Genomic DNA, 22,456 nt, shown 5'->3' on the forward strand with positions numbered 1-22,456 from the left:
GCGTGGTTTCCTTGTGGAGCAGGAGCATGAGGAAAGTGGGCGGTCCGGTGGCGGCAGGTCTGGATTTCGGCGCGGGTATCCGCGCGGACGGCCTTCCGGCTGCCCTGTCGGACCCGGCCCGGCTGGCGGCGGTGGCCGCCACGGGGCTGCTGGACACCGGTCCCGAGGAGGTCTTCGAGGACCTCGCCTCACTGGCGGCGCGGGTGACCGGATCCGGCCGGGCCTTCGTGACCCTGGTCGACGAGGACCGCTCCTTCTGGAAGTCCTGCGTGGGCGTGGACGCCACCGACATCGGCGCCCGCCAGAACCCTGTACGAGAGAGCTTCTGCTACTTCCTGGTCGGGCTGGCCGGTGATCCCTTCATCGTGGACGACGCGGCGAGCGACCCCCGGACCCGCGACCACCCGTCGGTCGGGCCGATGAACATCGGCGCCTGGGCCGGCTTTCCGCTGCTGGCGCCCGGCGGCGAGGTGCTGGGGAGCTTCTGCGTCATCGACGACTCCCCCCGCACCTGGTCGGCCGCCGACCTGACGACGCTGGAGACCCTGGCCCGCTCGGTCTCCGCCGAGATCCACCTGCGCCAGTCGCTGGAGGCGGCCCGGCAGGCCCACCGGCTCTCCGCCGATCTCGCGCACTCCCTCCAGCAGGGGCTCCTCCCGCCGTCCCTCCACCCGGTCCCCGGCCTGGAGGTGGCCGCCTCCTACCATCCGGCCTCCGCCAGCGGCAGCTCCGGGGTCGAGGTGGGCGGCGACTTCTACGACCTCTTCGCCACCCGGGGGTCCTCGTACGCCGCCGTACTCGGCGATGTGTGCGGCAAGGGCGTGGAAGCCGCCAAGGTCACCGCCATGGCGCGCTACACCGTGCGGGCCGACGCCTCGCGGGTCCTCTCGCCCGCCGCCCTGCTGGGCGGGCTGAACACCGCGATGCTCGCCCAGCGCGCGCCCCGGTTCCTGACTGCCGTCTACACCGCCTTCCGCCTCACCCCGGGCGGACTCGCGGGCCGTGTCAGCCTCGCCGGGCACCCGCCCGCCCTCATCCGCCGGGCCGACGGACGCGTGCACCGGGTCGGTACCCCCGGGACCCTCCTCGGGGTCGTGGAACACGTCAGCCTCGTCGATGTCCGCTTCCGTCTTGCCCCCGGCGATCTGCTGCTCCTCTACACCGACGGCGCGTGCGAGGCACGTCCCCGCCCCGGCACACCGCCCGGCGAGCGGCAGCAGGTGTTCGGCGACGCCGAGCTCGCCGCCGCGCTGTCCGGCACGCGCGGTCTGGACGCGGAGGCGACCGTGAAAGGCATCGGTGCGGCTCTGGCCGACCACCACGACGGCTGGGCCAGCGACGACACCGCCCTGCTCGCCCTGCGCGTGCCCGCGTCCTCCTGACTCCCGGGTTCCGGGCGGTCCACCACCGCCATCAGGTGTGGCGCCGCGATCCAGGGGCACCCAGAAGCGCGGGCCGCCGGAAAAGGTGATCGTGGAAGCGCACCCCCGGCCCCCGACTTCTCCAGGGGCGGTGGGTCCCTGGCGGCCGATGGCCGGTGAGCGATGGAGCAAGGAGTGCCGCCGATGCATGATGCGATCCCCCTGCCGGCAGGCGTCGAGACCTCCGACGGCGGAGGTTCGGCCGCCCTCGCGGTCCGCCGTGCGGCGGACCGGTTCACCCGCTTCGTCGACGCCGTGACGGCGGGCACCGTCGAGGCGCCGTTGCCGGGCGGTGGCCGGACCTCCGCCCGGTTCGATGTGCTGTCCGCGGTGGCGGAGGACGACCTGTGCGCCGCCCGGCTGGCGGAGGGCCACCTCGACGCCGTGGCGATCCTGGCCGAACTGGACGGCGATCCGGTGGCACCCGGCCAGTACTGGGGGGTGTGGGCCGCCGAACCGCCGGGCTCCGGGCTGACCGCGACCCGCGGCCCGGACGGCTGGGTGCTCAACGGTCTCAAGCAGTACTGCTCCGGAGCGCACAGCTGCACCCACGCCCTGGTCACCGCCACGGCCGAGGACGGCCGGCGGCTCTTCGCCGTCCGCACCGGGATCCCGGAAAGCCTCCCGGAAGCGGAGGCGGGCCCGGGATGCGCGCCGGTCCCCGGCACCTGGCGGGCCATCGGCATGGCCGGCAGCGACAGCCCCGACATCCGCTTCACCGACGTCCCGGCCACCCCGGTCGGCGGGGTGGAGGCGTACCTGCGCCGCCCCGGCTTCCACCACGGCGGGGTCGGCGTGGCCGCGTGCTGGTACGGCGGGGCGCGGGCGGTCGCCCGCGTGCTGTTCACCCGGGCGGAGCAGCGCGCCGACCCGTTCACCGATAGCCACGCCGGCGCGGTGGACCTGCGGCTGTACACGGCCGGAACGGTGCTGCGCCGGGCGGCCGAGGAGATCGACCTCGACCCGCTCGACAAGGCGGGGACGGCCGGGCTGCGTGCGCTGCGGGTGCGGGCCCTGGTGGCGGAGGTGTGCTCCGAGGTCCTGGACCACGTGGGCCGGGCGACCGGCGCGGGCCCGCTGTGCCATGACGGGCGGCATGCGCGGGCCGTGACCGACCTCGGCGTCTACGTGCGCCAGCACCACGCGGAACGGGACCTGGCGGCTCTGGGCGGGCTGGCCGCACGCGGACCGGAGGAGAGCCGATGAGTACGGTGGAGGACCGGAGCCCCGAGGGCCATGCCGACGCGATCCAGGCACCCGGCACCGACGAGGCGCTCTGGCGCGCGTGGCACGGCTGGGACCGGCTGCCGGACTACGTACTGCCGGAGGAGGGGCGGGTGGTGGTGGTCGCCGCCCATCCCGACGACGAGGTGCTGGGCGTGGGCGGCACCATCGCCCGGCTGGTGGCGGCCGGTCTCGCCGTGACCGTGGTGTCGGTCACCGACGGCGAGGGCTCCCACCCGGGCTCGCTCGTCCTCTCCCCCGCCGAGCTCGCCGAGCTGCGGGCCCGGGAGCTGGAGGAGGCGCTGGCCGAGCTGGGTGCGGCCGGGGCCGAGATCGTACGGCTGAGGCTGCCGGACACGGGAGTGGGCGATCATGAGGACGCACTGGCCCGCGAACTGGCCGCCCTGATGTCCGGTGCGGCACTCTGCCTGGCGCCGTGGACCGAGGACGTGCACAGCGACCACGAGGCGGCCGGCCGCGCTGCCTTGGCCGCCGCTCGGGCCACGGCCGTGCCGTGCGCGCTGTATCCGGTCTGGATGTGGCACTGGGCCGAACCGGGCGACAGCAGGGTCCCGTGGGAGCGGGCCGCCCGGATCGTCCTGCCGTCGGCGGCGCAGGCCCTCAAGCGGGCCGCCGTCAGCCGGTTCGCCACGCAGATCCGGCCGCTCGGCCCCGCGCCGCAGGACGCGGCCGTACTGCCTCCGGAGGAGCTGACGCACCATCTGCGCGGCTGGGAGGTGGTCTTCGTATGAGCCGCCCCTCCACGCCGGCCACGTACTTCGACGCCATGTACGGCTCCGCGGAGGACCCGTGGAGCCTGACCGAGCGGTGGTACGAGCGCCGCAAGTACGACCTGACCGTCGCGGCCCTGCCGCTGCCCCGCTACCGCCGGGCGTTCGAACCCGGCTGCTCCGTCGGGGAACTCACCCGCCGGCTGGCGGACCGCTGCGGCACCGTGCTCGCCTGCGACCGGGTGGAGTCAGCCGTCGGGACCGCACGGCGGCGCACCGCTGCTCTCCCCAACGTGTCGGTGCACCGCATGCTGCTGCCCGAGGAGTGGCCAGGGGGCTCCTTCGACCTGATCGTGCTCTCCGAACTCCTCTACTACCTGGACGAGATGACGCTCGACACGGTGCTGGAGCGGACGGTGTCGTCCCTGGAGCCGGAGGGCACCCTGGTCACCGTCCACTGGAACCATCCGGTGGAGGAGCATCTGACCACCGGCGCCGGGATCGCGCGACGCGTCGCGGACCAGCCCGGCCTCGTCCTCCTCGCCGACCACCGGGAGGAGGACTTCGTCCTCCAGGTCCACCGGCGGACCTCCGCGGACGGCGGACGGCCCTCCGGGGTCGCCGCCCGCGAGGGGCTGGTGTGAGCGCGCGAACCGTCGCCGTGGTCGTTCCTGCCCACGACGAGGAGGCGTTGCTGCCGGCGGCGCTCGCCGCGATCGGCAGGGCGGCCCGCCACCCCGCTCTCGCCGTGACACGAGTCCTGACGGTCGTGGTGGCGGACGACTGCCGGGACCGTACACCGGCGGTGGCCCGCGACGCCGGAGCGCTCGTGGTCGACGCCGCCTTCCGTAACCCGGGCCGGGCCAGAGCCGCCGGTGTCCGCCACGCCCTGGCCCGGGCGGAGGCTGCGGCGCCCGTCACCTGGATCGCGACGACCGACGCCGACAGCGTGGTCCCGCACGACTGGCTGGCCCACCAGCTGGCCAGGGCCCGCGAAGGCTGGCAGGCGGTCGTCGGGACCGTCGCCCTGCCGTCCACCTCACCGCTGGCCGTGCCCCACCGGATCCGGTACGAGGCCACCCGGCCGCCGACCGGAACCCCCTGGGCACACCCGCACGTCCACGGCGCCAACCTAGGCGTCGCCACCGCCGCCTATCTGGACGTGGGCGGCTTCCCCTCCCTGGCCACCGGCGAGGACCGTGCCCTGGTCGAGGCCCTCGAACGCCGGGGCCACCGGGTGTTGCGCACCGCCCACTGTCCCGTCCTGACCTCGCCCCGGCTCCAGGCCCGCGCCCACGGTGGCTTCGGCGACTATCTGGCCGCGATGCCCCGCCCCGCGGAGGCGTGAGGGGCGGGGCGGCACGGGTGCCCGGGCCCTCCGGGCCTCCGGGCTACTTCTTGATCCCGTGCTCCGCCGCCCAGTCGTACGCGACGTCCTCGGGGTCCTTCCTGTCCTTGTCCACCAGACGGTTGAGCTCGGTGAGGTCCTCGGTGGTCAGCACACTGCCGAGGCGGGCGAGCGCCTTGCGGACCGTCGAGTCGGCCTTGCGGTCGGCGATGAGCGGGACGACGTGCTGGCCGGGGATGAGGTTTTTGGGGTCGGTGAGCACGACCCAGCCCTCGGCGGTGATGTCGGTGTCGGTGGTGAAGAGGTTGGCCACGTCCACGTCGCCCTTCTTGAGGGCGCCCTTGACCAGCGGTCCTGAGGAGTCGAGGGACTTGAACTCCTTGAACTCCACCCCGTACACGTCCTTGAGGCCCACCGAGCCCACCGTGCGCTTCTTCACCTCGGGGGCCGCGCCGATGATGAGCTTGCCGTTGTGCTTCGCGAGGTCGGCCAGGGATTTCAGGCCGTACTTCTCGGCGGTCTCCTGGGTGACGGCGAAGGCGTCGGCGTTCTCCGCCTCGCCGTACGGGAGGATCTGGAGACCGCGTGGCAGCGCGATGGCGAGGGCGTTCTGCATCGTGCCCTCCTCCGTGGCCTCGGCCTTCGCGTCGAGGTAGTGGAGCAGCGCGCCCTGGTACTCGGGCAGCAGATCGATGTCGCCGCCCTTGAGCGCGGGGATGAGAATCTCGCGGGTGCCCAGGTTGGGGCGGACCCTGGTCGTCACCCCGGCCGCTTCGAGGGCGGCCGCGTAGAGGTATCCGAGGACCTGGTTCTCGGTGAAGTTGGCGGTGCCGATGGTGACGCCGCCCTCGCTGGAGCCGCCGCCCCCGCCGCCGGATCCTTCTCCGTCGAGGGAGGTGATGCCGCTGCTGCAGGAGGCGAGGGCGGGGACGGTGGCGGCGGCGAAGAGTCCGCCGAGGAGAGTTCTGCGGTTCATGGGGTTCACGCGGCTTTCACGGTTCGTACGGGTCATGAGGGGCCGACTCCTAGGCCTGCGGGGCGGGACGGTGGCGGAACAGGACGCGCTGGAGGGCGGAGAGGGCGAGGTCGAGGACGACGGCGACGACGGCCACGAGCACGGCGCCGCCGAGCACCTGCACGAGGTCGCGCTGGGCGAGCCCGTCGAAGACGTACCGGCCGAGTCCGCCGAAGGAGACGTACGCCGCGATCGTGGCGGTCGCGACGACCTGGATGAGCGCGAGCCGCAGCCCGGTCATGATCAGCGGCAGCGCGAGGGGCAGCTCGACCTGGAGGAGCACCTGGTGCCGGCGCATGCCCTGGCCGCGCGCCGCGTCCCGTACCTCGGGGTCGACCGCCGTCATCCCGGCGTACGTGTTGGTGACGATGGAGGGCACGGCGAGGGCCACCAGCGCGATGTAGACGGGCCACATGGACAGGCCGCTGGCGAGGAAGACCAGCACGACGAGCCCGACCGTGGGCAGGGCCCGCCCGAAGCTCGACAGGTTGATGGCGATGAACGCGCCGCGCCCGGTGTGCCCGATCAGCAGGCCGACGGGCAGGGCGATGGCGGCGGCGATGAGGGTGGCGAGCAGCGAGTACTGGAGGTGCTCGGCGAGGCGGTGTCCGATGCCGTCGGAACCGGCCCACTGTTCGCTGCCGGCCAGCCAGGCACCGAGGCCCTTGAGGAGTTCGTACATGAGGTCAGGCCCCCTGCTTCTGCCGGCGGGTCCACGGCGTCAGGACGTACTGGAGGGTGACGAGCAGGGCGTCCGCGACGAGCGCGAGGAGCAGGGTCAGGACGACGCCGACGATGACCGGCGTGGGGAAGTTGCGCTGGAACCCGTCGGTGAACAGCTGCCCGAGTCCACCGTCGCCGATGTACGTGGCCACGGAGACCAGGGAGATCGCCATCACCGTCGCGATCCGCACGCCCGCCATGATGACGGGGAGGGCGAGGGGCAGTTCGACGGTGAGCAGGGTGCGCAGCGGCCGGGTGCCCATGGCCTTCGCGGCTTCCTTCGTCTTCGCGGGGACGGAGTCGAGGCCCTCGACGGTGTTCCGCAGGAGCACGACGAGTGTGTAGATCGTCAGACCGATGACGGTGGTGGTGCGGGTGAGTCCGCTGACCGGCAGGAGGAGCACGAAGACGGCGATGGACGGGATGGTGAACAGGACGTTCGACAGCCCGAGGAGCAGTCCGCGCAGCCTGCGTACCCGGTGGGCCACCACGGCGAGGGGAAGCGAGACGAGCAGGCCGAGGAGTACGGCGGTGAGGGCGGCCTGCAGGTGGGAGAGGGTCAGGGCGGTGAGGTCGTCGGTGTGGTCGGCTATCCACGACCAGTCGACGCTCACGCGGCCACCGTGCTTGCCTCGCTGTGCACGTGGCCCGCGCGGTCGTGGATGTCCTCGCGGGAGGTGACGCCGGTGAGGACACCGTCCGCGTCGACCCGGGCGACCAGGCCGCTCGGCGCCGCGATGGACTCGTTGAGCGCCGAGAGGAGCGAGTCGGTGTCCCGCAGCGGCCGGACCGGTATCTCCGTGCCGCTCTCCCCGTCGCGCCAGACCAGCGGCTTACGGGCGGGGTCGAGGGTCAGCTGCCAGCGGTCGCCCTTGGGGGCGGGCCCTTGGGCGACCCCGGCCAACGTTGTCAGGGACAGCAGTTTCAGACCGCGCTCCGCGCCCAGGAAGTCGGCCACGAACGCGTCCGCGGGACGGGCCAGGAGTTCGGCGGGCGCGGCGCACTGGACGAGATGGCCGCCGGTACGGAAGACGGCTATGCGGTCACCGAGCCGTACGGCCTCGTCGATGTCGTGGGTGACGAAGACGATGGTCTTGTTCAGCTCTCTCTGGAGTCGCAGCAGTTCGTCCTGGAGCTGGGTGCGGACCACGGGGTCGACGGCGCCGAACGGCTCGTCCATGAGGAGGACCGGCGGGTCGGCGGCGAGTGCGCGGGCCACGCCGACGCGCTGCTGCTGGCCGCCGGAGAGCTGGTGCGGGTAGCGCTTGCCGGTGTCGGCGGAGAGGCCGACCGTCTCCAGGAGCTCCGCCGCCCGCGCCCGGGCCTTCCTGCGGCCCCAGCCGAGCAGCAGCGGTACGGTCGCGATGTTGTCCACGACGGTGCGGTGCGGGAAGAGCCCGGCCTGCTGGATGACATAGCCGATGGAGCGGCGCAGTTCGGCGGCGTCCTGCTCCAGGACGTCCTTGCCGCCCACCCTGATCGTCCCGGAGGTCGGATCGACCATCCGGTTGATCATGCGGAGCGTCGTCGTCTTACCGCAACCGGAAGATCCGACGAGGACGGTCACGCCCCCTTCCGGCATCTCAAGGGTGAGGTCGTGCACCGCGGTTGTGCCGTTCGGGAAGCGCTTGTGGACCGTATCGAACTGGATCATGAGGAGTCCCTTGCCCGGCTGCATATCATCATGCAGAGTTCTCCGTGCCTGAATAGATTGTCAATAGGTTGTCGCCGCGCAGGCGCAAATCCCTGGCGATCAGTGGCCGCAAGGCAAGACGGAGCGCCCGATGGAGGATGAATTGCCGCCTATGTCGTCTCATATTGCGGACGAAGTGGCCCATGACCACAACGCGGTCATCGTCCTCGACGGCCGCCGACTCATGGTCCCAGATGTCGTACGCATGGCCGAATCCCTCGCCCGGCCCGTTCCGGCGACCGAGGGCATGAAGCGCGTGGAGGACTCCTGGAACGCCGCGCGGGAAATCGCTTCATGGGGCCGCGTCTACGGCCGTTCCACCGGAGTGGGCGCCAACCGGAATGAGTACGTGCCCACCGAGGCGGCCGCCGACCACGGACTGCGGCTGCTGCGCAGCCATGCCGGAGCGATCGGCGAGGAACTCCCCGCCCGCGAGGTCCGCGCCATGCTGGCCGTCCGCGCCAACCAGCTCCTCGCCGGGGGCGCCGGACTGCGCCCGACCGTCGTCACCGCCCTGTGCGAAGCCCTGGAGACGGGCGCCTACCCTCGGGTCAACGCATTCGGCTCGGTCGGCACCGGAGACATCGCCGCGCTCGCGCAGATGGGCCTCGCGCTGGCGGGGGAACACCCCTGGCAGGGAAAGGGAACCGCGCCCGAACCGCAGCCGCTCGACAACAACGACGCCCTGGCCCTGATCAGCAGCAACGCCCTGACCCTCGGCCAGTCCGCGCTCGCCCTGCACGAGCTGCGCGGCCTGATCGCGGCCACGCAGGTGGTGGCGGCGCTGTCGCTGATGGCGATCGACGGTTCGTACGAGGCGTACGCGCTCCCCGTGCACGAGGCGCGGCCCCACGCCGGCTCGAAGGCGGTCGCGGAACAGATGCGGCGGCTGCTCGGCGCCCCCGACCGCCCCACACCGCCCCTCGGGCGGATCCAGGACCCGTACGGCTTCCGCTGCGTCCCGCAGATCCACGGGCCCGCCCACGACGCGGCGAACGCGCTCGACGAGGTCCTCGCGGTCGAGATCAACGCGGCCGCCGAGAACCCGCTGATCTCGGCCGACGACATGGCGGCCTACCACCACGGCGGCTTCTACCTGGCCCAACTCGCACTGGCCCTGGACCACTTCAGGCTGTCGGTGACGCAGGTGGCCCGCCTGTCGACCTCCCGCCTCTCGACACTGAACGAACCGGGCTTCACCCGCCTGCGCCCCTTCCTCGCGGACGGCGAGCCGGCGTCGTCGGGCGTGATGATCCTGGAGTACGCGGCCGGGGCGGCCCTCGGCGACCTGCGGGCCTTCTCCGCGCCCGCCTCCCTCGGCCACGCGGTGCTCTCCCGGGGCGTGGAGGAACAGGCCAGCTTCGCGTCCCTGGGGGCGCGGCAGACCCTGCGGGCGTGTGCGGCGTACCGGCTCGTCGTGGGCTGCGAACTCGTCGCCGCCGTCAGGGCGTTGCGCCAGCGCGACCTGCGGCTCGATCCCGGTCTGCCGGTCGGCCGCGCCTTCCAGCTGGCGGAATCGGTCCTCGACGCGGAGCTGGCCGACCGGCCGCTGACGGACGACGTGACGGCGGCGGCGGGACTGCTCGACCGGTTCACCGAGCTGTGGTCCCCGGAATGATCGAGGGCCGGTTTCGGATTTCTCCGAAACCGGCCCTGACCTGCGACTGTTTCCAGTCGGGACGACAGGATTTGAACCTGCGACCCCTTGACCCCCAGTCAAGTGCGCTACCAAGCTGCGCCACGTCCCGATGCGATTCCGCCCGGTTTCCCGGGGCGGCCGCGCAGGACAAACATTACCTCACTCCGAGGACCGGATCGACGTCCGTGCCTTCTGGGCGCGGGCCGCCAGTCCCTCGGCTCCGCAGGCCATGGCCTGCTTCTGGGCCCGGGCCAGTTCTCGGTGCGAGCCGATCGCGATGCCGTAGTCGACGCGGGCGAGCGCGTGCTCGTAGGCGGAGGAGGACCTCTCCAGGTGACGGACGGCGTCGGCGAGGAGCTGCTCCGCCTCCTCGGGCGGGGCGAAGAGTGAGACGCAGCGCAGGGCTTCGCCGATGGCGGTGTCCGTGCCGAACCGTTCGGCGTGCACCCGGGCGCGGGCCGCGAGGTGGGCCGCACGGGCCGGGTCGTCCTCGGCCAGGGCGCGGGCGAGGTCGCCGGCCCAGGGTGCCCAGATGCCGTTGAACCGTTCGCGCGGCTCCAGGGCGGCACCCGCCGCTTCGAGTTCGGCGATCGCTTCCTCCTTACGGCCTTCGGCCAGCAGCAGGCGGCCCAGGATGCACGGGCCGTCCGGCAGCACCATGGCGCTGGGGTAGGGCGGTCCGAAGTGGTAGCGGTCGGCGATCTTGCGGGCCTCGGCGGTACGTCCCCGGGCCAGCAGCGTGTCGATGAGCAGGCACGCGGCGTCCCAGTGGACGGGCAGGCCGGAGCCGACACGGTCGGCGAGCCGGAGTCCCTCGCGCAGGAAGCCCTCGGCCTCCGCGAGACGGCCGCGACGGCGGTGGACCATGCCGAGCAGGGTGTGTGCGAATGCCAGGTGGGCCCCGCTCCAGCCGGAGATCTCGAAGGCCCGCACCGCTTCGCCGAAGAGACTCTCGGCCCGGTCCAGCTGGTCGGTGAAGGTGTAGGTGATGCCGACCATGGTGGGCAGTTCGAAGCCCCACTCGGAGTCGGTCCAGCCGAGGCCGCGGGCGGGGCTGCCGTCGATCAGGGCGCGTTCGCAGAGGTCGACGATGAGCTGGGCGTTCTCGCCGCGCAGCATGGCGTCGAAGGCCCGCAGGGTGAGCAGTGCCCGCTCGGAGTTGTCGCGGCCCTTGAGGTGGTCGGCGTTGCGGGTGAGGCGGCGGGAGCGGGCCGGGCCGTCGTCCTCGCTGGCCTGCATGCCCTCCCACATGAAGTGCGCGGCCTGCAGCCGCATCAGGCCGGGGCCCGGTGCCGTACGGGCCGCCTCGGCGGCCAGCGAGAGCGCCGCGTCCTTCAACTGGTTGTTGTGGGCGAGCGCGGCCGCGAGCCGGAACGTGGCGTCGACCCGCAGGCCGTCGTCGAGGCCCGGCATGTCGAGGGCCGCCCGCAGGTGCTGCACGGTGGTGGGCGGGGAGCTGAGCAGGGTGGCACAGCCGAGCTCGTACAGCAGGACCGCGCGGTCCTTGGGGCGGGGCGGCTCCTCCAGGGCACGTTCCAGACAGCGCCTGGCCGCTTCCGGGGCGCCGACCGCGAGGTGCTGGCCCGCGGCTTCGCGGAGCTGGGCGACCAGCTCCTGGTCGTCGTCCGGGTGGACCTCCAGCAGGTGCCGGGAGGCGGCCGCCGCACCAAGGCCGGCCCGGGTGATGGCCCAGGCGGCGCGGCCGTGCATCGCGGTGCGGGTGGCCGGCGGGATGGAGCGGTAGACGGCGGTCGCGATCAGCGGGTGGACGAACTCCAGCGGGTCGAACCCGCTGACGATACGGGCGTCCCGCAGCCGCGCCGTGCAGTCGGCGGCCTCCGCCGAACTCATCCCGGCGAGGGTGGCGGCCAGCTCCTGGGAGATGTCGGTGCCGAGCACGGCGGCGGCCCAGGCGAACCGGTTGGCGTTGGTGCCGAGCCGCTCCAGACGGGCGACGAGCCCGCTGCCCCGGGCGGAGGCGCCGAGCTCCCGCAGCTGCCCGGCCGACTCCTCGACCGGGGCCAGCTCCTGGTCCTGGACCTTGGCGACCAGCTCGACGGCCTCGTACGGGTTCCCACCGGTGACGGCCCAGACCTCGCGGCAGAACGGGTCGTCCGCATGTTCGCCGAGCGCCGCGCGGGCCAGTTCGGCGGTGGCGTCCGGGGTCAGCGCGCGCAGGGCGACCCGGGTGACCGCGCTCTGGCCGTCGGAGCCGCGTTCGGCCTCGCGGTCGGCGACGTAGCTCGCGTTGCGTTCGGCCATCTCCTGCGGCCGGTACGCCTGGACGACGAGCAGCGGGAGTTCGCCGAGGCGGGCGGTGAACGAGGAGAGCCAGGTCAGGGATTCGCCGTCCGCCCAGTGGGCGTCGTCGACCAGCAGCAGTAACGGCCGGTGGCTGAGGCGCGAGGCGAGCCGGGAGACGACATAGTCCAGGCCGTCCCGGACACCTTGCGGGTCGGGCTGCGGACCGCTGGGCTCGGCGAGTCCGAGCGCCGGCGCCGTGGTGTCGTACCAGTCGTCGAACAGGGCCCGCTTCTCGTCGGGCGGGAACTGGTCGAGGGCGGGCTGCAGCAACTGCCGTACGACGTGGAACGGTACGGAGGTGACGGTCTCGCCGCCCCGGGCGGACCAGATCGTGCAGCGGTCGGCGGCCATCGCCCGGATCTCGGCGAGCAGGGCGGTCTTCCCGAGCCCCGCCTCCCCGCTGAAGACCAGGAGCCCGCCGACGGCCTGCGCTCCGCACAGATCGTCCACCGCCTTGGCAGCGGCGGCGAGTTCCGGTTCACGCTCGTACAACGGCCGGGACGGCTTCATGCCCACCCTTCCCCAAATGGCATGCAGTGACGACGGACGAGCCTAGTCGTGCGCGGGTGCTCACCGACAGGGTTCGGCCGATTCCTTGCAGGTGCGAGGCACAATCGAGTAGTGAACGAGACACACAGGGACCGCGACACCGAAGGCCGGGCGCGCAACGCGCGCCCCCGGGACGGGCTGGGCCGTCCGCTGCCCTACGGCACGCCCGGGGTCGAGCGTCAGCCCGAGGGCGTCGTCCGCACACCGCACGAGACACTGCGGGAGGCACAGCGGCTGCTGGACGCGGGGATGCCGTTCCACGCGCACGAGGTGTTCGAGGACGCCTGGAAGTCGGGGCCTTCGAGCGAGCGCGAGCTGTGGCGGGGGCTCGCGCAGATGGCCGTGGGGCTGACCCATGCCGCGCGCGGCAACACGGCGGGCGGGGCGCGACTGCTGCGCCGGGGCGCGGGCGCGCTCGCCCCGTACGGCGAGGCCCGGCCTCACGGGATCGGGATCGGCGAGCTGATCGACTGGGCCCAGGGGTTGGCCGTTCGGGTGGAGAGCGGCCCGACGGTGGACGCGGCGGCCGAGGCGCCCCGGCTGCTGGGGTAGCCGATGCAGCCCCGCGGTCCGGGGCGGTCAGGGCAGGCGAGGTCCGGGCGGGTCCGGGTCGGTCCAGGCCGGTGGCGGAACGCCCGGCTCCGGTAACGGGGCTGCCGCGCAGCCATTACGATCCGGCTCCATGAGCACTTCTGACCAGGACCAGGACCGGGACCAGCGCAAGGGCCAGGACCGGGAGACCGACACCTCGATAGCCGGGACGGCGGTGGCGGATCCGGCCGAGGACGCGCACGACACCGCGGACAGCGAGGACACACAGACCGCGGCAGCCTCCCGTACCGACGTCGAGACCGACGTCGAGACCGAGCCGGCGCCCGAATCGGAGCCTGAATCGGAGTCGGAGGGCCAGCCTGAGCTCGCGAAGAGACTGACGCCACGTCAGGCTCGGCGGCTGCGGATCGTTCTCTCCTCCGTGGGCATGGTCGCGATGGGTGTGGTCCTCGCCCTGCGGATCGCGAGCCGGTCGTCGGTGCTGGTGGTGGGTGTCTACGGGCTCGCGCTCATCCTGTGCGGCCTGGTGATCGAACTCAGCAGGAACGGCCGTACCAGGCTCGGCAGCTGGCTGCTCGGGGCCGGTCTGGTGGCCGCCGTCGGTGCGGACTGGCTGCTGCTTCCCTGAGCGCGGCGCCGGCTGAGGCTCCGGCGTCGCCTCCTCCTGATCGTTTGATCGCTTCGGCGGGCTTCTGGTCGACCTCTTGACCGTTTCCGATCACCCGATCAGGATTTCCGGTGCTGACCGTGTCCCCCACGAAGGGCCTGGCCTCCCCGTATGACGACCTTCCGCTCCCCCTCGTTCGAACTTCCCCCGGAGGAGCGGGCGTCGAGCCCGTACACCGGGTACACCCGGGCGCACTGGGAGGCCGCCGCCGACGGGCTGCTGCACGCCGCCTGGCGGTGGGCCACCCCCGGCGGGGCGCTGCTCGACCTGCCGGGCCCTCCCTCGCACTCCGGCGTGCGCTCCGACGGGCTGGAAGGGTACGCGCGGACCTTCCTGGCAGCCGCCTTCCGGGTCGCCGGGGCCGAGGGGAAGGACCCGCACGAATGGCTGGATCGGTACGCGCGGGGGCTCGCGTCCGGGACACGTACGCCGGGGCGGGACGACGCGGAGTCCTGGCCGGTCATCCTGGACCACCATGTGCAGGGGCAGCCCATGGTGGAGTCCGCGTCCGTCGCGCTCGGGCTGCGCCTCACCCGGCCCTGGCTCTGGGACCGGCTGTCGGCCGAGGTGCAGGACCGGGCGGAGCTGTGGCTGCGGGGTGCGCTGCGGCATCTTCCGGCGGGCAACAACTGGTACCTCTTCCCGTACACGGTCGCCGGCTTCCTGGAGTCGGTGGGGCGCGGGGACGCGGAGACCGCCCGGGCACGGGAGCGGGCGCTGGAGCTGCTGGAGGGCTGGTACCGGGGCGACGGCTGGTACGCCGACGGGGACGGGCGCGCCTTCGACCACTACAACGGGTGGGCGCTGCATCTGTATCCGGTGCTGGACGCCCATCTGGCGGGCGACGGCAGCGCGTCGGCGCACCACGGGGCGCGGCTGCGCGAACATCTGGAGAGCTTCTCGCTGATGTTCGGCGGCGACGGGGCCCCGCTGCACTTCGGGCGCTCGCTCACCTACCGCTTCGCCGCGAGCGCGGCCGTGGGTCTCGGCGCGGTCTCCGGGCACACCCCGCTCTCCCCCGGGGTGTCGCGGCGGCTGGTCAACGGGTCGCTGCGGTACTTCCTGGAGCGGGGCGCGAGCGGCGGTGACGGGCTGCTGAGCCTCGGCTGGCACGGCCCCCACCCGGCGACCCTGCAGTCCTATTCCGGTCCCGCGTCGCCCTACTGGGCGTCGAAGGCGTTCGTCGCGCTGCTGGCTCCCGCCGGGCACCCGCTGTGGACGTCGGTGGAGGAGGCGGCTCCGAGCGAGGGCGCGGACCGGGTGCTGTCCGTACCGGCACCAGGGTTCCTGATGCAGTCGACCCGGGCGGACGGCGTGGTGCGGCTCCACAACCACGGCAGCGACCATGTCCGCTCGGACGAGGGCGAGCCGGGTGCCGGCACGGACCCGCACTACGCCCGGCTCGCCTACTCCACCGTGACCGGACCGACCTCGGCGGCGAACCCGGCGGACAACCACCTCTCCGTGACGGTCGGCGGGGTACGCAGCACCCGGCGCCGGATCCACCCGCTCGGGGCCGGACACGGCGACGGCTGGGGCTGGGCCGGGTCCTGGCACACACCCGTGTTCCCGGCGGGCCCCTCCACCGCCCCCGGCCTCCGGGTGGAGAGCGTGACGGTGGCACGGGGCCGGTACGAGCTGCGGGTGCACCGGGTGCTCGGTGCGCCGGACGGGGCACGGGCCGAACTGACCGGCTGGGCGACGGAGCCCGGCGGGCCGGTGCGCTCCCAGCTGTACGGGCTCCACGGCTGGGCGGCACCGGAGGAGGTACGGGCCCCGCAGGGCACGGCGTTCACCCGCTGGGCGGTGCTGCCCCGGCTGGCCGCCGACGTGGCGGGGGACGTGGTGCTGGTGGCCCTCGCGTCGCTCACGGCGGAACCGGAGGCCGGGCCGTTGGAGCCGGTCGTGGACACGACGCACGTACGACCCGGTCCGGACGAGGACGGTTACTCGAGCGGTGACTCGGGCGGTGTCGGGGTCGAGGTCTGCTGGGCGGAGGATGGAGTGAGGACGCGGATCGTCTTCGGTCGGGGGGCTGTCACGGTGGATCATTCATAGGTCGGACCATAGATCGCTCACCTGTCGATACGGTCGCCTATCAGTGCGGTCGCCTATCAGTCCGGTCACCTGTCGGTACGGATCACCACCACCAGGGTGCGGGGGCCGTGCACGCCCTCCACCCGCTCCAGTTCGATGTCCGAGGTGGCCGAAGGGCCGCTGATCAGGGTCGTCGGCCGCTCGGGCACCAGCCGGGCCACCGCCTCGGGCACCCCGGCCTCGACGGAGGAGAGGTCCACGACGCAGAGGTGCAGATCGGGGACGAGCGACAGCGCCCGGCGTCCCTGGTCGGGCGAACCGTCCAGAAAGATCGTGCCGGTCTCGGCGCAGCCGGCGGCGGATGCGGTCACCACCGCGTCCAGGGAGTCCAGTCGGGGCGCGGGGATGTCCGCCGCGTCCTGGCACACCTCACCGTCGTACGCGTCGAGCCAGCGCGGATCCAGTCCGGCGGGCACCCCGGTCCGGCGGGCGCCGTGGTCGCGCAGCACCTCGGCGACGACCTGCGCCGTGCGGTCGTCGGTGCAGGGGTGGACCTCGGCCCGGTAGTCGAGGAGCCGGTCGGTGAAGAGGGCGAGGCGTTCGGGGTCAGGGAGGGCCCGGCCGGTGCGGTAGGCGCGGGGGACGACGGTGGCGGGCGCCGGGGCCAGGGCCAGGGCGTCGCGGACCCGGCCGAGCACGGTCTCGCGGGCACTCGTCACCGGGTCCCGTCCTCTCCCTGGTTCCGGTCAGGTTCTCCTGGCCCCTGGTCGGATCCTGCCTGGCCCCGGTCGTGTTCGTCGGCGGCTGCCCGGAGCGCGGCGCGGCCCTCGTGGGAGGCGAACCAGGCGCGGAAGGTCTGCCGGGGCGGGGCCGCCGTGTCACGGCTGTCGCTCCAGCCGTTGAACGGCGGGGGCAGGCGGGAGATCGTCCCGTCGCGTCCCGCGACCGCGCGGCCGAGGCCGGCCGCCTTCTGCGCGCCCGTGTACAGCGCGGGCCTCTTCATCACCGCGGCGGCCGCCTTCATCGCCAGCTTCTCCGGTGTGGTGCCGGTCTGTTCGGTGTGCTGGTGGCGCAGCTCCACCAGCAGCGACGGGATGTCGATCTTCACGGGGCAGGCGTCGAAACAGGCCCCGCAGAGGCTGGAGGCGTACGGCAGCGAGCTGTTGGGGTCGTCGTCGGCCGCGTGCATCCCGGCGAGCTGCGGGGTGAGGACGGCGCCGATCGGGCCGGGGTAGGTCGAGCCGTAGGCGTGGCCGCCGGTCCGTTCGTAGACCGGGCAGACGTTGAGACAGGCCGAGCAGCGGATGCAGTTGAGCGCCGCGCGCCCGATCGCGTCGGCGAGCGCGGCTGTACGCCCGTTGTCGAGCAGCACCAGATGGAAGTCCTGGGGGCCGTCGCCGGGGGTCACCCCGGTCCACAACGAGGTGTAGGGGTTCATGCGTTCACCGGTTGAGGAACGCGGCAGCAGTTGGAGAAACACCTCCAGATCCTGGTAGCGCGGCAACACCTTTTCAACGCCCATCACGGTGATCAGCGTCTCGGGAAGGGTGAGACACATACGGCCGTTGCCCTCGGACTCGACGACGGAGAGGGTGCCGGTCTCGGCGATGCCGAAGTTGGCGCCGGAGACGGCGACCTTCGTCGTCATGAACTTCTGCCGCAGATAGGCACGGGCGGCGGCCGCGAGGTTGGCCGGGACGTTGTCCAGCTCCGGGTCGACACCGGGGATGCGGTCCAGGAAGATCTGCCGGATCTCGTCCCGGTTGCGGTGGATCGCGGGCACCAGGATGTGGGACGGCTTGTCGTGGGCGAGCTGCACGATGAGTTCGGCGAGGTCGGTTTCGTACGGGGTGATGCCGGCCGACTCCAGGTGCTCGTTGAGCCCGGTCTCCTGGGTGGCCATCGACTTGACCTTGATGACCTCGCTGCTGCCGGTGGCCCGCACCAGCCGGGCGACGATCTCGTTCGCCTCGGCGGCGTCGCGCGCCCAGTGGACCGTGCCACCGTGCTCGGTGACCTTGCGCTCCAGCTGTTCCAGGAGTTCGGGCAGCCGGTTCATCGCATCGGTCTTGATGGCGGAGCCGGCGTCGCGAAGGGCCTCCCAGTCGGGGAGCTCGCCGGTGACGTTCAGGCGTTTGGCGCGGATCGTGGTGGTGGCCTTGTGGAGATTGCGACGCAGCTGTCCGTTGCCCAGTTCCTGGTGGGCGGCGCGGGGGAAGGGCTCGTCGCCGCGCAGGTTGCCGGTGCCGTACGGGGAGCGGGGCGGCCGGGCGGGCATGCCGAGGAACGTGCTCATACGGCGGCGGCCTCCGTCAGGACGTCGGGCGTGGCGCGGGTGGCGGCGAGGATCCGGGCGAGGTGGACGGTACGGGTGCCGGAGCGGATGCGGGAGAGGCCTCCGCCGATGTGCATCAGGCAGGAGGAGTCGCCGGCGGTGCAGACTTCAGCCCCGGTGGTGGCGATGCCGGCCAGCTTGTCGTGGAGCATCGCGGTGGAGGTCTCGGCGTTCTTGAGGGCGAAGGTCCCGCCGAACCCGCAGCAGGAATCGGCGCCGGGCAGCTCGACGAGGTCGATGGCGTCGACGGCACGCAGCAGCCGGAGCGGTCTGTCGCCGACGCGGAGCATCCTCAGCGAGTGGCAGGTCGGGTGGTACGTCACCCGGTGCGGGAAGTACGCGCCGACCCCGGTCACCCCGAGGACGTCGACGAGGAGCTCGGAGAGCTCGTACGTCTTCGCCGCGACGACGGCCACCCCGGCGCGCAGGGCGGCGTCCCCGTAGCGGTCGGCGACGATCGCGTGCTGGTGGCGGACCGAACCGGCGCACGAACCCGACGGCATCACGACCGCGTCGATGGAGGCGTCGCCGAACTGCTCGGCGAAGTTCCGGACCAGGGGGACGGGTTCACGCTGGTAGCCGGTGTTGATGTGCATCTGCCCGCAGCACGTCTGCTCCGGCGGGAACACCACCTCGTGGCCCAGGCGCGTGAGCAGGACGGCGGTGGAGCGCACCGCGTCGGGGAAGAGCGTGTCGCCCAGGCAGGTGGCGAAGAGTCCGATGCGCATAGGGCCTCCCCGGCGGATTCCGATTTCACTACGACGTTTTTATGGTCGGACCATACTAGGCTCGGTCCGTTGAAGGAACGGGCCACGCCGGACCGGTCGGAGCGGCGCGCACCCGCCCCTCCCCCGCCGCTACGGCCCGAACGGATCGTCCACGAGCGTTCCGTGCAGCCCCCGGATGTGCTGCTCCACCAGGTCGGCGGCCTCAGCACCCCGCCCCTCGCGCACCAGCGCCAGGAGGGCTCGGTGCTGTGCGTTGAGAGCGCGGGCGGTGGCGGGCCAGTCCTCGACCCCCTCCAGGGCACGCAGGATCAGCGGGCGCACCGACTCCCGTACGGCGGAGGTGAGGGTGGAGGTCAGGGCATTGCCGGAGCTGCGGGCGATCAGGACGTGGAAGCGGGTGTCCAGGTCATTGAACGCGCCCACTCCCACGCCCGGCTCCGCCATCCCCCGTACCAGTTCCTCCGCCTCGTCGAGATCCTCGGACGACGCGTGGCCGGCGGCGGCCTCGAAGCTGGACCGCTCCAGGACGATCCGGGCCTCCAGGACGTCCTGGAGGCTGTAGCTGCCGAGGGCGAAGTGGAGCCGCAGCAGCCGGCCCAGGGCGTCGTCCGGGTTGCGCACGATCCGGGCCCCGGCGTCCGGGCCCCGGCCGGGCTGAGCAGCCAGGACGCCGATGGTCTCCAGCACCCGCAGCGCCTCACGCAGGGCGGACCGACTGACGCCGAGCACGGGGGCCAGTTCCCGCTCGGGCGGGAGGCGGTCGCCCGCCTTGAGCTCACCGGCGAAGACCCGCTCCTCGATGGAGCTGAGCACGAGTTCGTGCGTGCGGGACTGCCGCACGGGCTGCCATTCGACGGACATCCGCCACTCCCTGCCTCGGCCGGTTCCAGGGCGTTCAGCGTATGTCACACATGCGGTGTGGTCGGACCTTTCACCCTTCAGAGGTAGGACCAAACAGAGGTCCCATTCTCCGAGCGCACGAAGGCCCCGACCGGTTCGGCGGTCGGGGCCTCGGCCGGCCCGTGCGGAGGGGCCGGGGGAAGCGGCGGTGCGGGCGCCGCGCGTCAGTGAGTTCGCGGGTTTCCCAGGTTTCAGGGGGCTCCCGGGTTCCCGGGGGTGCTCGGGTTCCCGGGGGTGCTCGGGATGTCCTTGCCGTGCAGACGGCCGCGCTGCGGGTCGAAGAGGTGGGCGGCCGCTCCCGCCACCACCAGCCCGGTGGCGATCAGGAGTCCGTGGCCGATGGCGATGCCCATGCCCAGGGCAGTGAGCCCGAAGGCCATCGCCAGCCAGGCGTTGCGGCGGCGGTACTCGCGGGGGCTGCGCGGGGTGCCGTCGGCCATCGCCGCCGCGAAACCGGGGTCGTCGCGATGCAGCTGCTCCTCAAGGGCGCGCAGCCGTTCGTCGTACGTGGGCATGGTGTCTCCCTCCCGGTACGGAGACCTCTCGGCCCCTCCGGCGCCGGCCCGGTGGTGCGGCACGGGCAGGGCCCCCCGGGCCCTGAGTTCATGATCGGCGGGGGCGTCCGGAAGGACTATCGGGGGCAGCACCCATATCCGGGGGTGCGCACCATGCAGACGCACGGTGGGCCGTACGCCCCTCCCACCGCCGGGGCGGGCGCATCCGGGCGACGGCGTGTTTCCCGCGCGCAGCGACGATAGTGGAGGCTGTCGACACCCACGTCAACGCCCGCGAACGCCTACGAACGCGCGCGTCGCCCGTGTCGACGCCCGCAATGCCCGCGACCGCTGCGACGTCCGATGGAGGCCGTGCTCCCTTGTCCCTGTTCTGGCGGATTTTTCTGCTCAACGCCGCTGTGCTCGTCGCCGCGGGCGCCCTGCTGCTGCTCGGCCCGATCACCATCTCCACGCCGGTCCTGCTGACGGAGGCGATGATCCTGACCGGGGGGATCGCTTTCATGCTCGCCGCCAACGCGGCCCTGCTCCGGCTCGGCCTCTTCCCGCTCCAGCGGGTGACCCGCGCGATGACCACGACCGACCTGCTGCGCCCGAGCCCGCGCCCCGAGGTGGCCGGGCACGGCGAGATCGCCGCCCTGATCGAGACGTTCAACACCATGCTCGACCGGCTGGAGGCCGAACGCGCCACCAGCAGCGCCCGCGCGCTTTCCGCCCAGGAGGCCGAGCGCCGCCGGGTGGCCCAGGAGCTCCACGACGAGGTCGGGCAGACCCTCACCGCGGTCCTCCTCGAACTCAAGCGCGTCGCCGACCACGCCCCCGAGCCGCTCCGCGGCGAGCTGCGGCAGGTCCAGGAGATCACCCGCGGCTCCCTGGACGAGATCCGCCGGATCGCCCGCCGGCTGCGCCCCGGGGTGCTGGAGGAACTGGGTCTGGTCAGCGCCCTCACGGCGCTCATCACCGAGACGCCGACGCCCGACGGGCTGACGATCCGCCGGCAGATGGGCAAGGACCTGCCCGAACTGGACGCCGAGGCCGAGCTGGTCATCTACCGGATCGCGCAGGAGGCGCTCACCAACACGGTCCGCCACGCCCGCGCGTCACGGCTCGAGCTCTCCCTGCGCAGCAGCCCCTGCGGGGTGGAGCTGCGCATCCGCGACGACGGCCGGGGCCTCGGGGACACCCCCGAGGGCGCGGGGCTGCGCGGTATGCGGGAGCGCGCCCTGCTGATCGGCGCCGAACTGTTCCTCGGTGCGGGGCCGCAGGGCGGTACCGAAGTACGGCTCGATGTACCCGTAGTACGTCACGATGTGCCCGTCCGGAACGGAAGCCGGTGACCATGCCCCTCTCCTCCCCGTCCCCCTCCCGGGGCCCCGCCGCGCCGACCCGGATCCTGCTGGCCGACGACCATGCCCTGGTACGCCGGGGGGTCCGGCTGATCCTGGACGGCGAGCCGGACCTCACGGTCGTGGCCGAGGCCGGCGACGGCGCCGAGGCCATCGAGATGGCCCGCGCCGAACGGCCGGATCTGGCCATCCTGGACATCGCGATGCCCCGGCTGACGGGCCTGCAGGCGGCGCGCGAGCTGTCCCGGGTGCTGCCCGGGCTGCGCATCCTGATGCTCACGATGTACGACAACGAGCAGTACTTCTTCGAGGCGTTGAAGACGGGGGCGGCCGGGTACGTCCTCAAGTCGGTGGCCGACCGGGACCTGGTGGAGGCCTGCCGGGCGGCGATGCGCGACGAGCCGTTCCTCTACCCTGGCGCGGTCACGGCGCTCATCCGGAACTTCCTCGACCGGGCCAAGGACGGCGAGGACCTGCCGGCCCGGGCGATCACCGAACGCGAGGAGGAGATCCTCAAGCTGGTCGCCGAGGGCCACTCCTCCAAGGAGATCGCCGAGCTGCTCGTCATCAGCGTCAAGACCGTGGAGCGGCACCGCGCCAATCTGCTCCAGAAGCTCGGGCTGCGCGACCGCCTGGAGCTCACCCGGTACGCGATCCGCGCGGGCCTGATCGAACCGTGACCGCCGGCCCGGGTCAGCCCTTCGCGCGGCAGGCAGTTCATGTGATTCTCAC

The 22,456-nt window shown here is 72.8% G+C and carries 21 protein-coding genes and 1 tRNA gene; 11 read left to right on the forward strand and 11 right to left on the reverse strand.

Annotated elements, in window-relative coordinates:
- The first annotated feature begins 26 nt into the window (after window positions 1–26).
- The 5 genes from R2B67_RS02930 (at window position 27) to R2B67_RS02950 (ending at window position 4,724) form a co-directional block, all read left to right on the forward strand.
- Window positions 27–1,382 carry a PP2C family protein-serine/threonine phosphatase gene (locus R2B67_RS02930; RefSeq protein ID WP_317816301.1) on the forward strand — a complete coding sequence of 452 codons (1,356 nt, stop codon included), beginning with the start codon at window positions 27–29 and terminating at the stop codon, window positions 1,380–1,382.
- Window positions 1,383–1,565: 183 nt separating this feature from the next.
- Window positions 1,566–2,627, forward strand: a complete 1,062-nt coding sequence (locus tag R2B67_RS02935; protein ID WP_317816302.1) for an acyl-CoA dehydrogenase family protein — start codon at window positions 1,566–1,568, stop codon at window positions 2,625–2,627.
- On the forward strand, window positions 2,624–3,397 hold the full coding sequence (locus tag R2B67_RS02940) for a PIG-L deacetylase family protein (RefSeq protein ID WP_317816303.1): 774 nt from the start codon (window positions 2,624–2,626) through the stop codon (window positions 3,395–3,397). The genes R2B67_RS02935 and R2B67_RS02940 overlap by 4 nt, the downstream gene beginning before the upstream one ends.
- Complete coding sequence (locus tag R2B67_RS02945) at window positions 3,394–4,020, forward strand: class I SAM-dependent methyltransferase (protein WP_317816304.1); 627 nt, start codon at window positions 3,394–3,396, stop codon at window positions 4,018–4,020. Before R2B67_RS02940 ends, R2B67_RS02945 begins: the two co-directional genes overlap by 4 nt.
- Window positions 4,017–4,724: a glycosyltransferase family 2 protein gene (locus tag R2B67_RS02950; RefSeq protein WP_317816305.1), complete on the forward strand. Its 708-nt coding sequence runs from the start codon at window positions 4,017–4,019 to the stop codon at window positions 4,722–4,724. Before R2B67_RS02945 ends, R2B67_RS02950 begins: the two co-directional genes overlap by 4 nt.
- A gap of 43 nt (window positions 4,725–4,767) precedes the next feature.
- Here R2B67_RS02950 and R2B67_RS02955 read toward each other — a convergent pair whose 3' ends face one another.
- The 4 genes from R2B67_RS02955 to R2B67_RS02970 are packed head-to-tail and all read right to left on the reverse strand — an operon-like array spanning window position 4,768 to window position 8,116.
- On the reverse strand, window positions 4,768–5,700 hold the full coding sequence (locus tag R2B67_RS02955) for an ABC transporter substrate-binding protein (protein WP_317816306.1): 933 nt from the start codon (window positions 5,698–5,700) through the stop codon (window positions 4,768–4,770).
- Window positions 5,701–5,749: 49 nt separating this feature from the next.
- A complete protein-coding gene (locus tag R2B67_RS02960; RefSeq protein ID WP_317816307.1) occupies window positions 5,750–6,421 on the reverse strand; it encodes an ABC transporter permease in 672 nt (223 codons plus the stop codon).
- A 4-nt stretch (window positions 6,422–6,425) separates the two neighbouring features.
- Window positions 6,426–7,076: an ABC transporter permease gene (locus tag R2B67_RS02965; protein WP_030572982.1), complete on the reverse strand. Its 651-nt coding sequence runs from the start codon at window positions 7,074–7,076 to the stop codon at window positions 6,426–6,428.
- The gene (locus tag R2B67_RS02970) at window positions 7,073–8,116 is read right to left on the reverse strand and encodes an ABC transporter ATP-binding protein (RefSeq protein WP_317816308.1); all 1,044 of its coding nucleotides are present in this window, start codon (window positions 8,114–8,116) and stop codon (window positions 7,073–7,075) included. Before R2B67_RS02970 ends, R2B67_RS02965 begins: the two co-directional genes overlap by 4 nt.
- Before the next feature lie 151 nt (window positions 8,117–8,267).
- On the opposite strand from R2B67_RS02970, the gene R2B67_RS02975 reads away from it, so the two are divergent.
- Entirely contained in the window at window positions 8,268–9,773 is a 1,506-nt protein-coding gene (locus R2B67_RS02975; RefSeq protein ID WP_317816309.1) for an aromatic amino acid ammonia-lyase, read from the forward strand.
- A 56-nt stretch (window positions 9,774–9,829) separates the two neighbouring features.
- Here R2B67_RS02975 and R2B67_RS02980 read toward each other — a convergent pair.
- Together R2B67_RS02980 and R2B67_RS02985 are read right to left on the reverse strand one after the other, a co-directional pair.
- Window positions 9,830–9,903 (reverse strand) — tRNA-Pro (locus R2B67_RS02980).
- A 50-nt stretch (window positions 9,904–9,953) separates the two neighbouring features.
- Window positions 9,954–12,608 carry an ATP-binding protein gene (locus R2B67_RS02985; RefSeq protein ID WP_237328971.1) on the reverse strand — a complete coding sequence of 885 codons (2,655 nt, stop codon included), beginning with the start codon at window positions 12,606–12,608 and terminating at the stop codon, window positions 9,954–9,956.
- A gap of 111 nt (window positions 12,609–12,719) precedes the next feature.
- On the opposite strand from R2B67_RS02985, the gene R2B67_RS02990 reads away from it, so the two are divergent.
- The 3 genes from R2B67_RS02990 (at window position 12,720) to R2B67_RS03000 (ending at window position 15,924) form a co-directional block, all read left to right on the forward strand.
- On the forward strand, window positions 12,720–13,199 hold the full coding sequence (locus R2B67_RS02990; RefSeq protein WP_317816310.1) for a DUF309 domain-containing protein: 480 nt from the start codon (window positions 12,720–12,722) through the stop codon (window positions 13,197–13,199).
- 130 nt (window positions 13,200–13,329) lie between these two features.
- Window positions 13,330–13,827 carry a hypothetical protein gene (locus R2B67_RS02995; protein WP_317816311.1) on the forward strand — a complete coding sequence of 166 codons (498 nt, stop codon included), beginning with the start codon at window positions 13,330–13,332 and terminating at the stop codon, window positions 13,825–13,827.
- A gap of 150 nt (window positions 13,828–13,977) precedes the next feature.
- On the forward strand, window positions 13,978–15,924 hold the full coding sequence (locus R2B67_RS03000) for a DUF2264 domain-containing protein (RefSeq protein WP_317816312.1): 1,947 nt from the start codon (window positions 13,978–13,980) through the stop codon (window positions 15,922–15,924).
- Between the two features lie 65 nt (window positions 15,925–15,989).
- Here the strand turns inward: R2B67_RS03000 and R2B67_RS03005 are convergent, their stop codons facing one another.
- From R2B67_RS03005 to R2B67_RS03025, 5 genes are all read right to left on the reverse strand, one after another.
- Window positions 15,990–16,622 (reverse strand): LutC/YkgG family protein, encoded by a 633-nt coding sequence (locus R2B67_RS03005; RefSeq protein WP_317816313.1) that lies wholly within the window; start codon window positions 16,620–16,622, stop codon window positions 15,990–15,992.
- On the reverse strand, window positions 16,619–18,199 hold the full coding sequence (locus R2B67_RS03010; RefSeq protein WP_317816314.1) for a lactate utilization protein B: 1,581 nt from the start codon (window positions 18,197–18,199) through the stop codon (window positions 16,619–16,621). The genes R2B67_RS03005 and R2B67_RS03010 overlap by 4 nt, the downstream gene beginning before the upstream one ends.
- Window positions 18,196–18,966, reverse strand: a complete 771-nt coding sequence (locus tag R2B67_RS03015) for a (Fe-S)-binding protein (RefSeq protein ID WP_109980465.1) — start codon at window positions 18,964–18,966, stop codon at window positions 18,196–18,198. The genes R2B67_RS03010 and R2B67_RS03015 overlap by 4 nt, the downstream gene beginning before the upstream one ends.
- Window positions 18,967–19,095: 129 nt before the next feature.
- Window positions 19,096–19,827: a FadR/GntR family transcriptional regulator gene (locus R2B67_RS03020; protein WP_317816315.1), complete on the reverse strand. Its 732-nt coding sequence runs from the start codon at window positions 19,825–19,827 to the stop codon at window positions 19,096–19,098.
- Window positions 19,828–20,057: 230 nt separating this feature from the next.
- Window positions 20,058–20,381, reverse strand: coding sequence for a DUF3040 domain-containing protein (locus R2B67_RS03025; RefSeq protein WP_317816316.1), 324 nt, complete (start codon window positions 20,379–20,381; stop codon window positions 20,058–20,060).
- 359 nt (window positions 20,382–20,740) lie between these two features.
- On the opposite strand from R2B67_RS03025, the gene R2B67_RS03030 reads away from it, so the two are divergent.
- Window positions 20,741–21,715: a HAMP domain-containing sensor histidine kinase gene (locus tag R2B67_RS03030; RefSeq protein WP_317816317.1), complete on the forward strand. Its 975-nt coding sequence runs from the start codon at window positions 20,741–20,743 to the stop codon at window positions 21,713–21,715.
- A 2-nt stretch (window positions 21,716–21,717) separates the two neighbouring features.
- The gene (locus R2B67_RS03035) at window positions 21,718–22,404 is read left to right on the forward strand and encodes a response regulator (RefSeq protein ID WP_317816318.1); all 687 of its coding nucleotides are present in this window, start codon (window positions 21,718–21,720) and stop codon (window positions 22,402–22,404) included.
- Window positions 22,405–22,456: the final 52 nt, after the last annotated feature.

It is taken from the genome of Streptomyces cyaneofuscatus (genome assembly GCF_033109485.1).
In the GTDB taxonomy this organism is placed as follows: domain Bacteria; phylum Actinomycetota; class Actinomycetes; order Streptomycetales; family Streptomycetaceae; genus Streptomyces; species Streptomyces cyaneofuscatus.

What these genes read in the sequence shown, in the direction of transcription:
- R2B67_RS02960 (WP_317816307.1), bottom strand. Translation starts at nt 6,421, where the DNA reads ATGTACGAACTCCTCAAGGGCCTCGGTGCCTGGCTGGCCGGCAGCGAA.
- R2B67_RS02935 (WP_317816302.1), top strand. Translation starts at nt 1,566, where the DNA reads ATGCATGATGCGATCCCCCTGCCGGCAGGCGTCGAGACCTCCGACGGC.
- R2B67_RS02970 (WP_317816308.1), bottom strand. Translation starts at nt 8,116, where the DNA reads ATGATCCAGTTCGATACGGTCCACAAGCGCTTCCCGAACGGCACAACC.
- R2B67_RS02940 (WP_317816303.1), top strand. Translation starts at nt 2,624, where the DNA reads ATGAGTACGGTGGAGGACCGGAGCCCCGAGGGCCATGCCGACGCGATC.
- R2B67_RS03035 (WP_317816318.1), top strand. Translation starts at nt 21,718, where the DNA reads ATGCCCCTCTCCTCCCCGTCCCCCTCCCGGGGCCCCGCCGCGCCGACC.
- R2B67_RS03010 (WP_317816314.1), bottom strand. Translation starts at nt 18,199, where the DNA reads ATGAGCACGTTCCTCGGCATGCCCGCCCGGCCGCCCCGCTCCCCGTAC.
- R2B67_RS02955 (WP_317816306.1), bottom strand. Translation starts at nt 5,700, where the DNA reads ATGAACCGCAGAACTCTCCTCGGCGGACTCTTCGCCGCCGCCACCGTC.
- R2B67_RS02995 (WP_317816311.1), top strand. Translation starts at nt 13,330, where the DNA reads ATGAGCACTTCTGACCAGGACCAGGACCGGGACCAGCGCAAGGGCCAG.
- R2B67_RS03025 (WP_317816316.1), bottom strand. Translation starts at nt 20,381, where the DNA reads ATGCCCACGTACGACGAACGGCTGCGCGCCCTTGAGGAGCAGCTGCAT.
- R2B67_RS02975 (WP_317816309.1), top strand. Translation starts at nt 8,268, where the DNA reads ATGTCGTCTCATATTGCGGACGAAGTGGCCCATGACCACAACGCGGTC.
- R2B67_RS02945 (WP_317816304.1), top strand. Translation starts at nt 3,394, where the DNA reads ATGAGCCGCCCCTCCACGCCGGCCACGTACTTCGACGCCATGTACGGC.
- R2B67_RS03000 (WP_317816312.1), top strand. Translation starts at nt 13,978, where the DNA reads ATGACGACCTTCCGCTCCCCCTCGTTCGAACTTCCCCCGGAGGAGCGG.
- R2B67_RS02930 (WP_317816301.1), top strand. Translation starts at nt 27, where the DNA reads ATGAGGAAAGTGGGCGGTCCGGTGGCGGCAGGTCTGGATTTCGGCGCG.
- R2B67_RS03020 (WP_317816315.1), bottom strand. Translation starts at nt 19,827, where the DNA reads ATGTCCGTCGAATGGCAGCCCGTGCGGCAGTCCCGCACGCACGAACTC.
- R2B67_RS02985 (WP_237328971.1), bottom strand. Translation starts at nt 12,608, where the DNA reads ATGAAGCCGTCCCGGCCGTTGTACGAGCGTGAACCGGAACTCGCCGCC.
- R2B67_RS03015 (WP_109980465.1), bottom strand. Translation starts at nt 18,966, where the DNA reads ATGCGCATCGGACTCTTCGCCACCTGCCTGGGCGACACGCTCTTCCCC.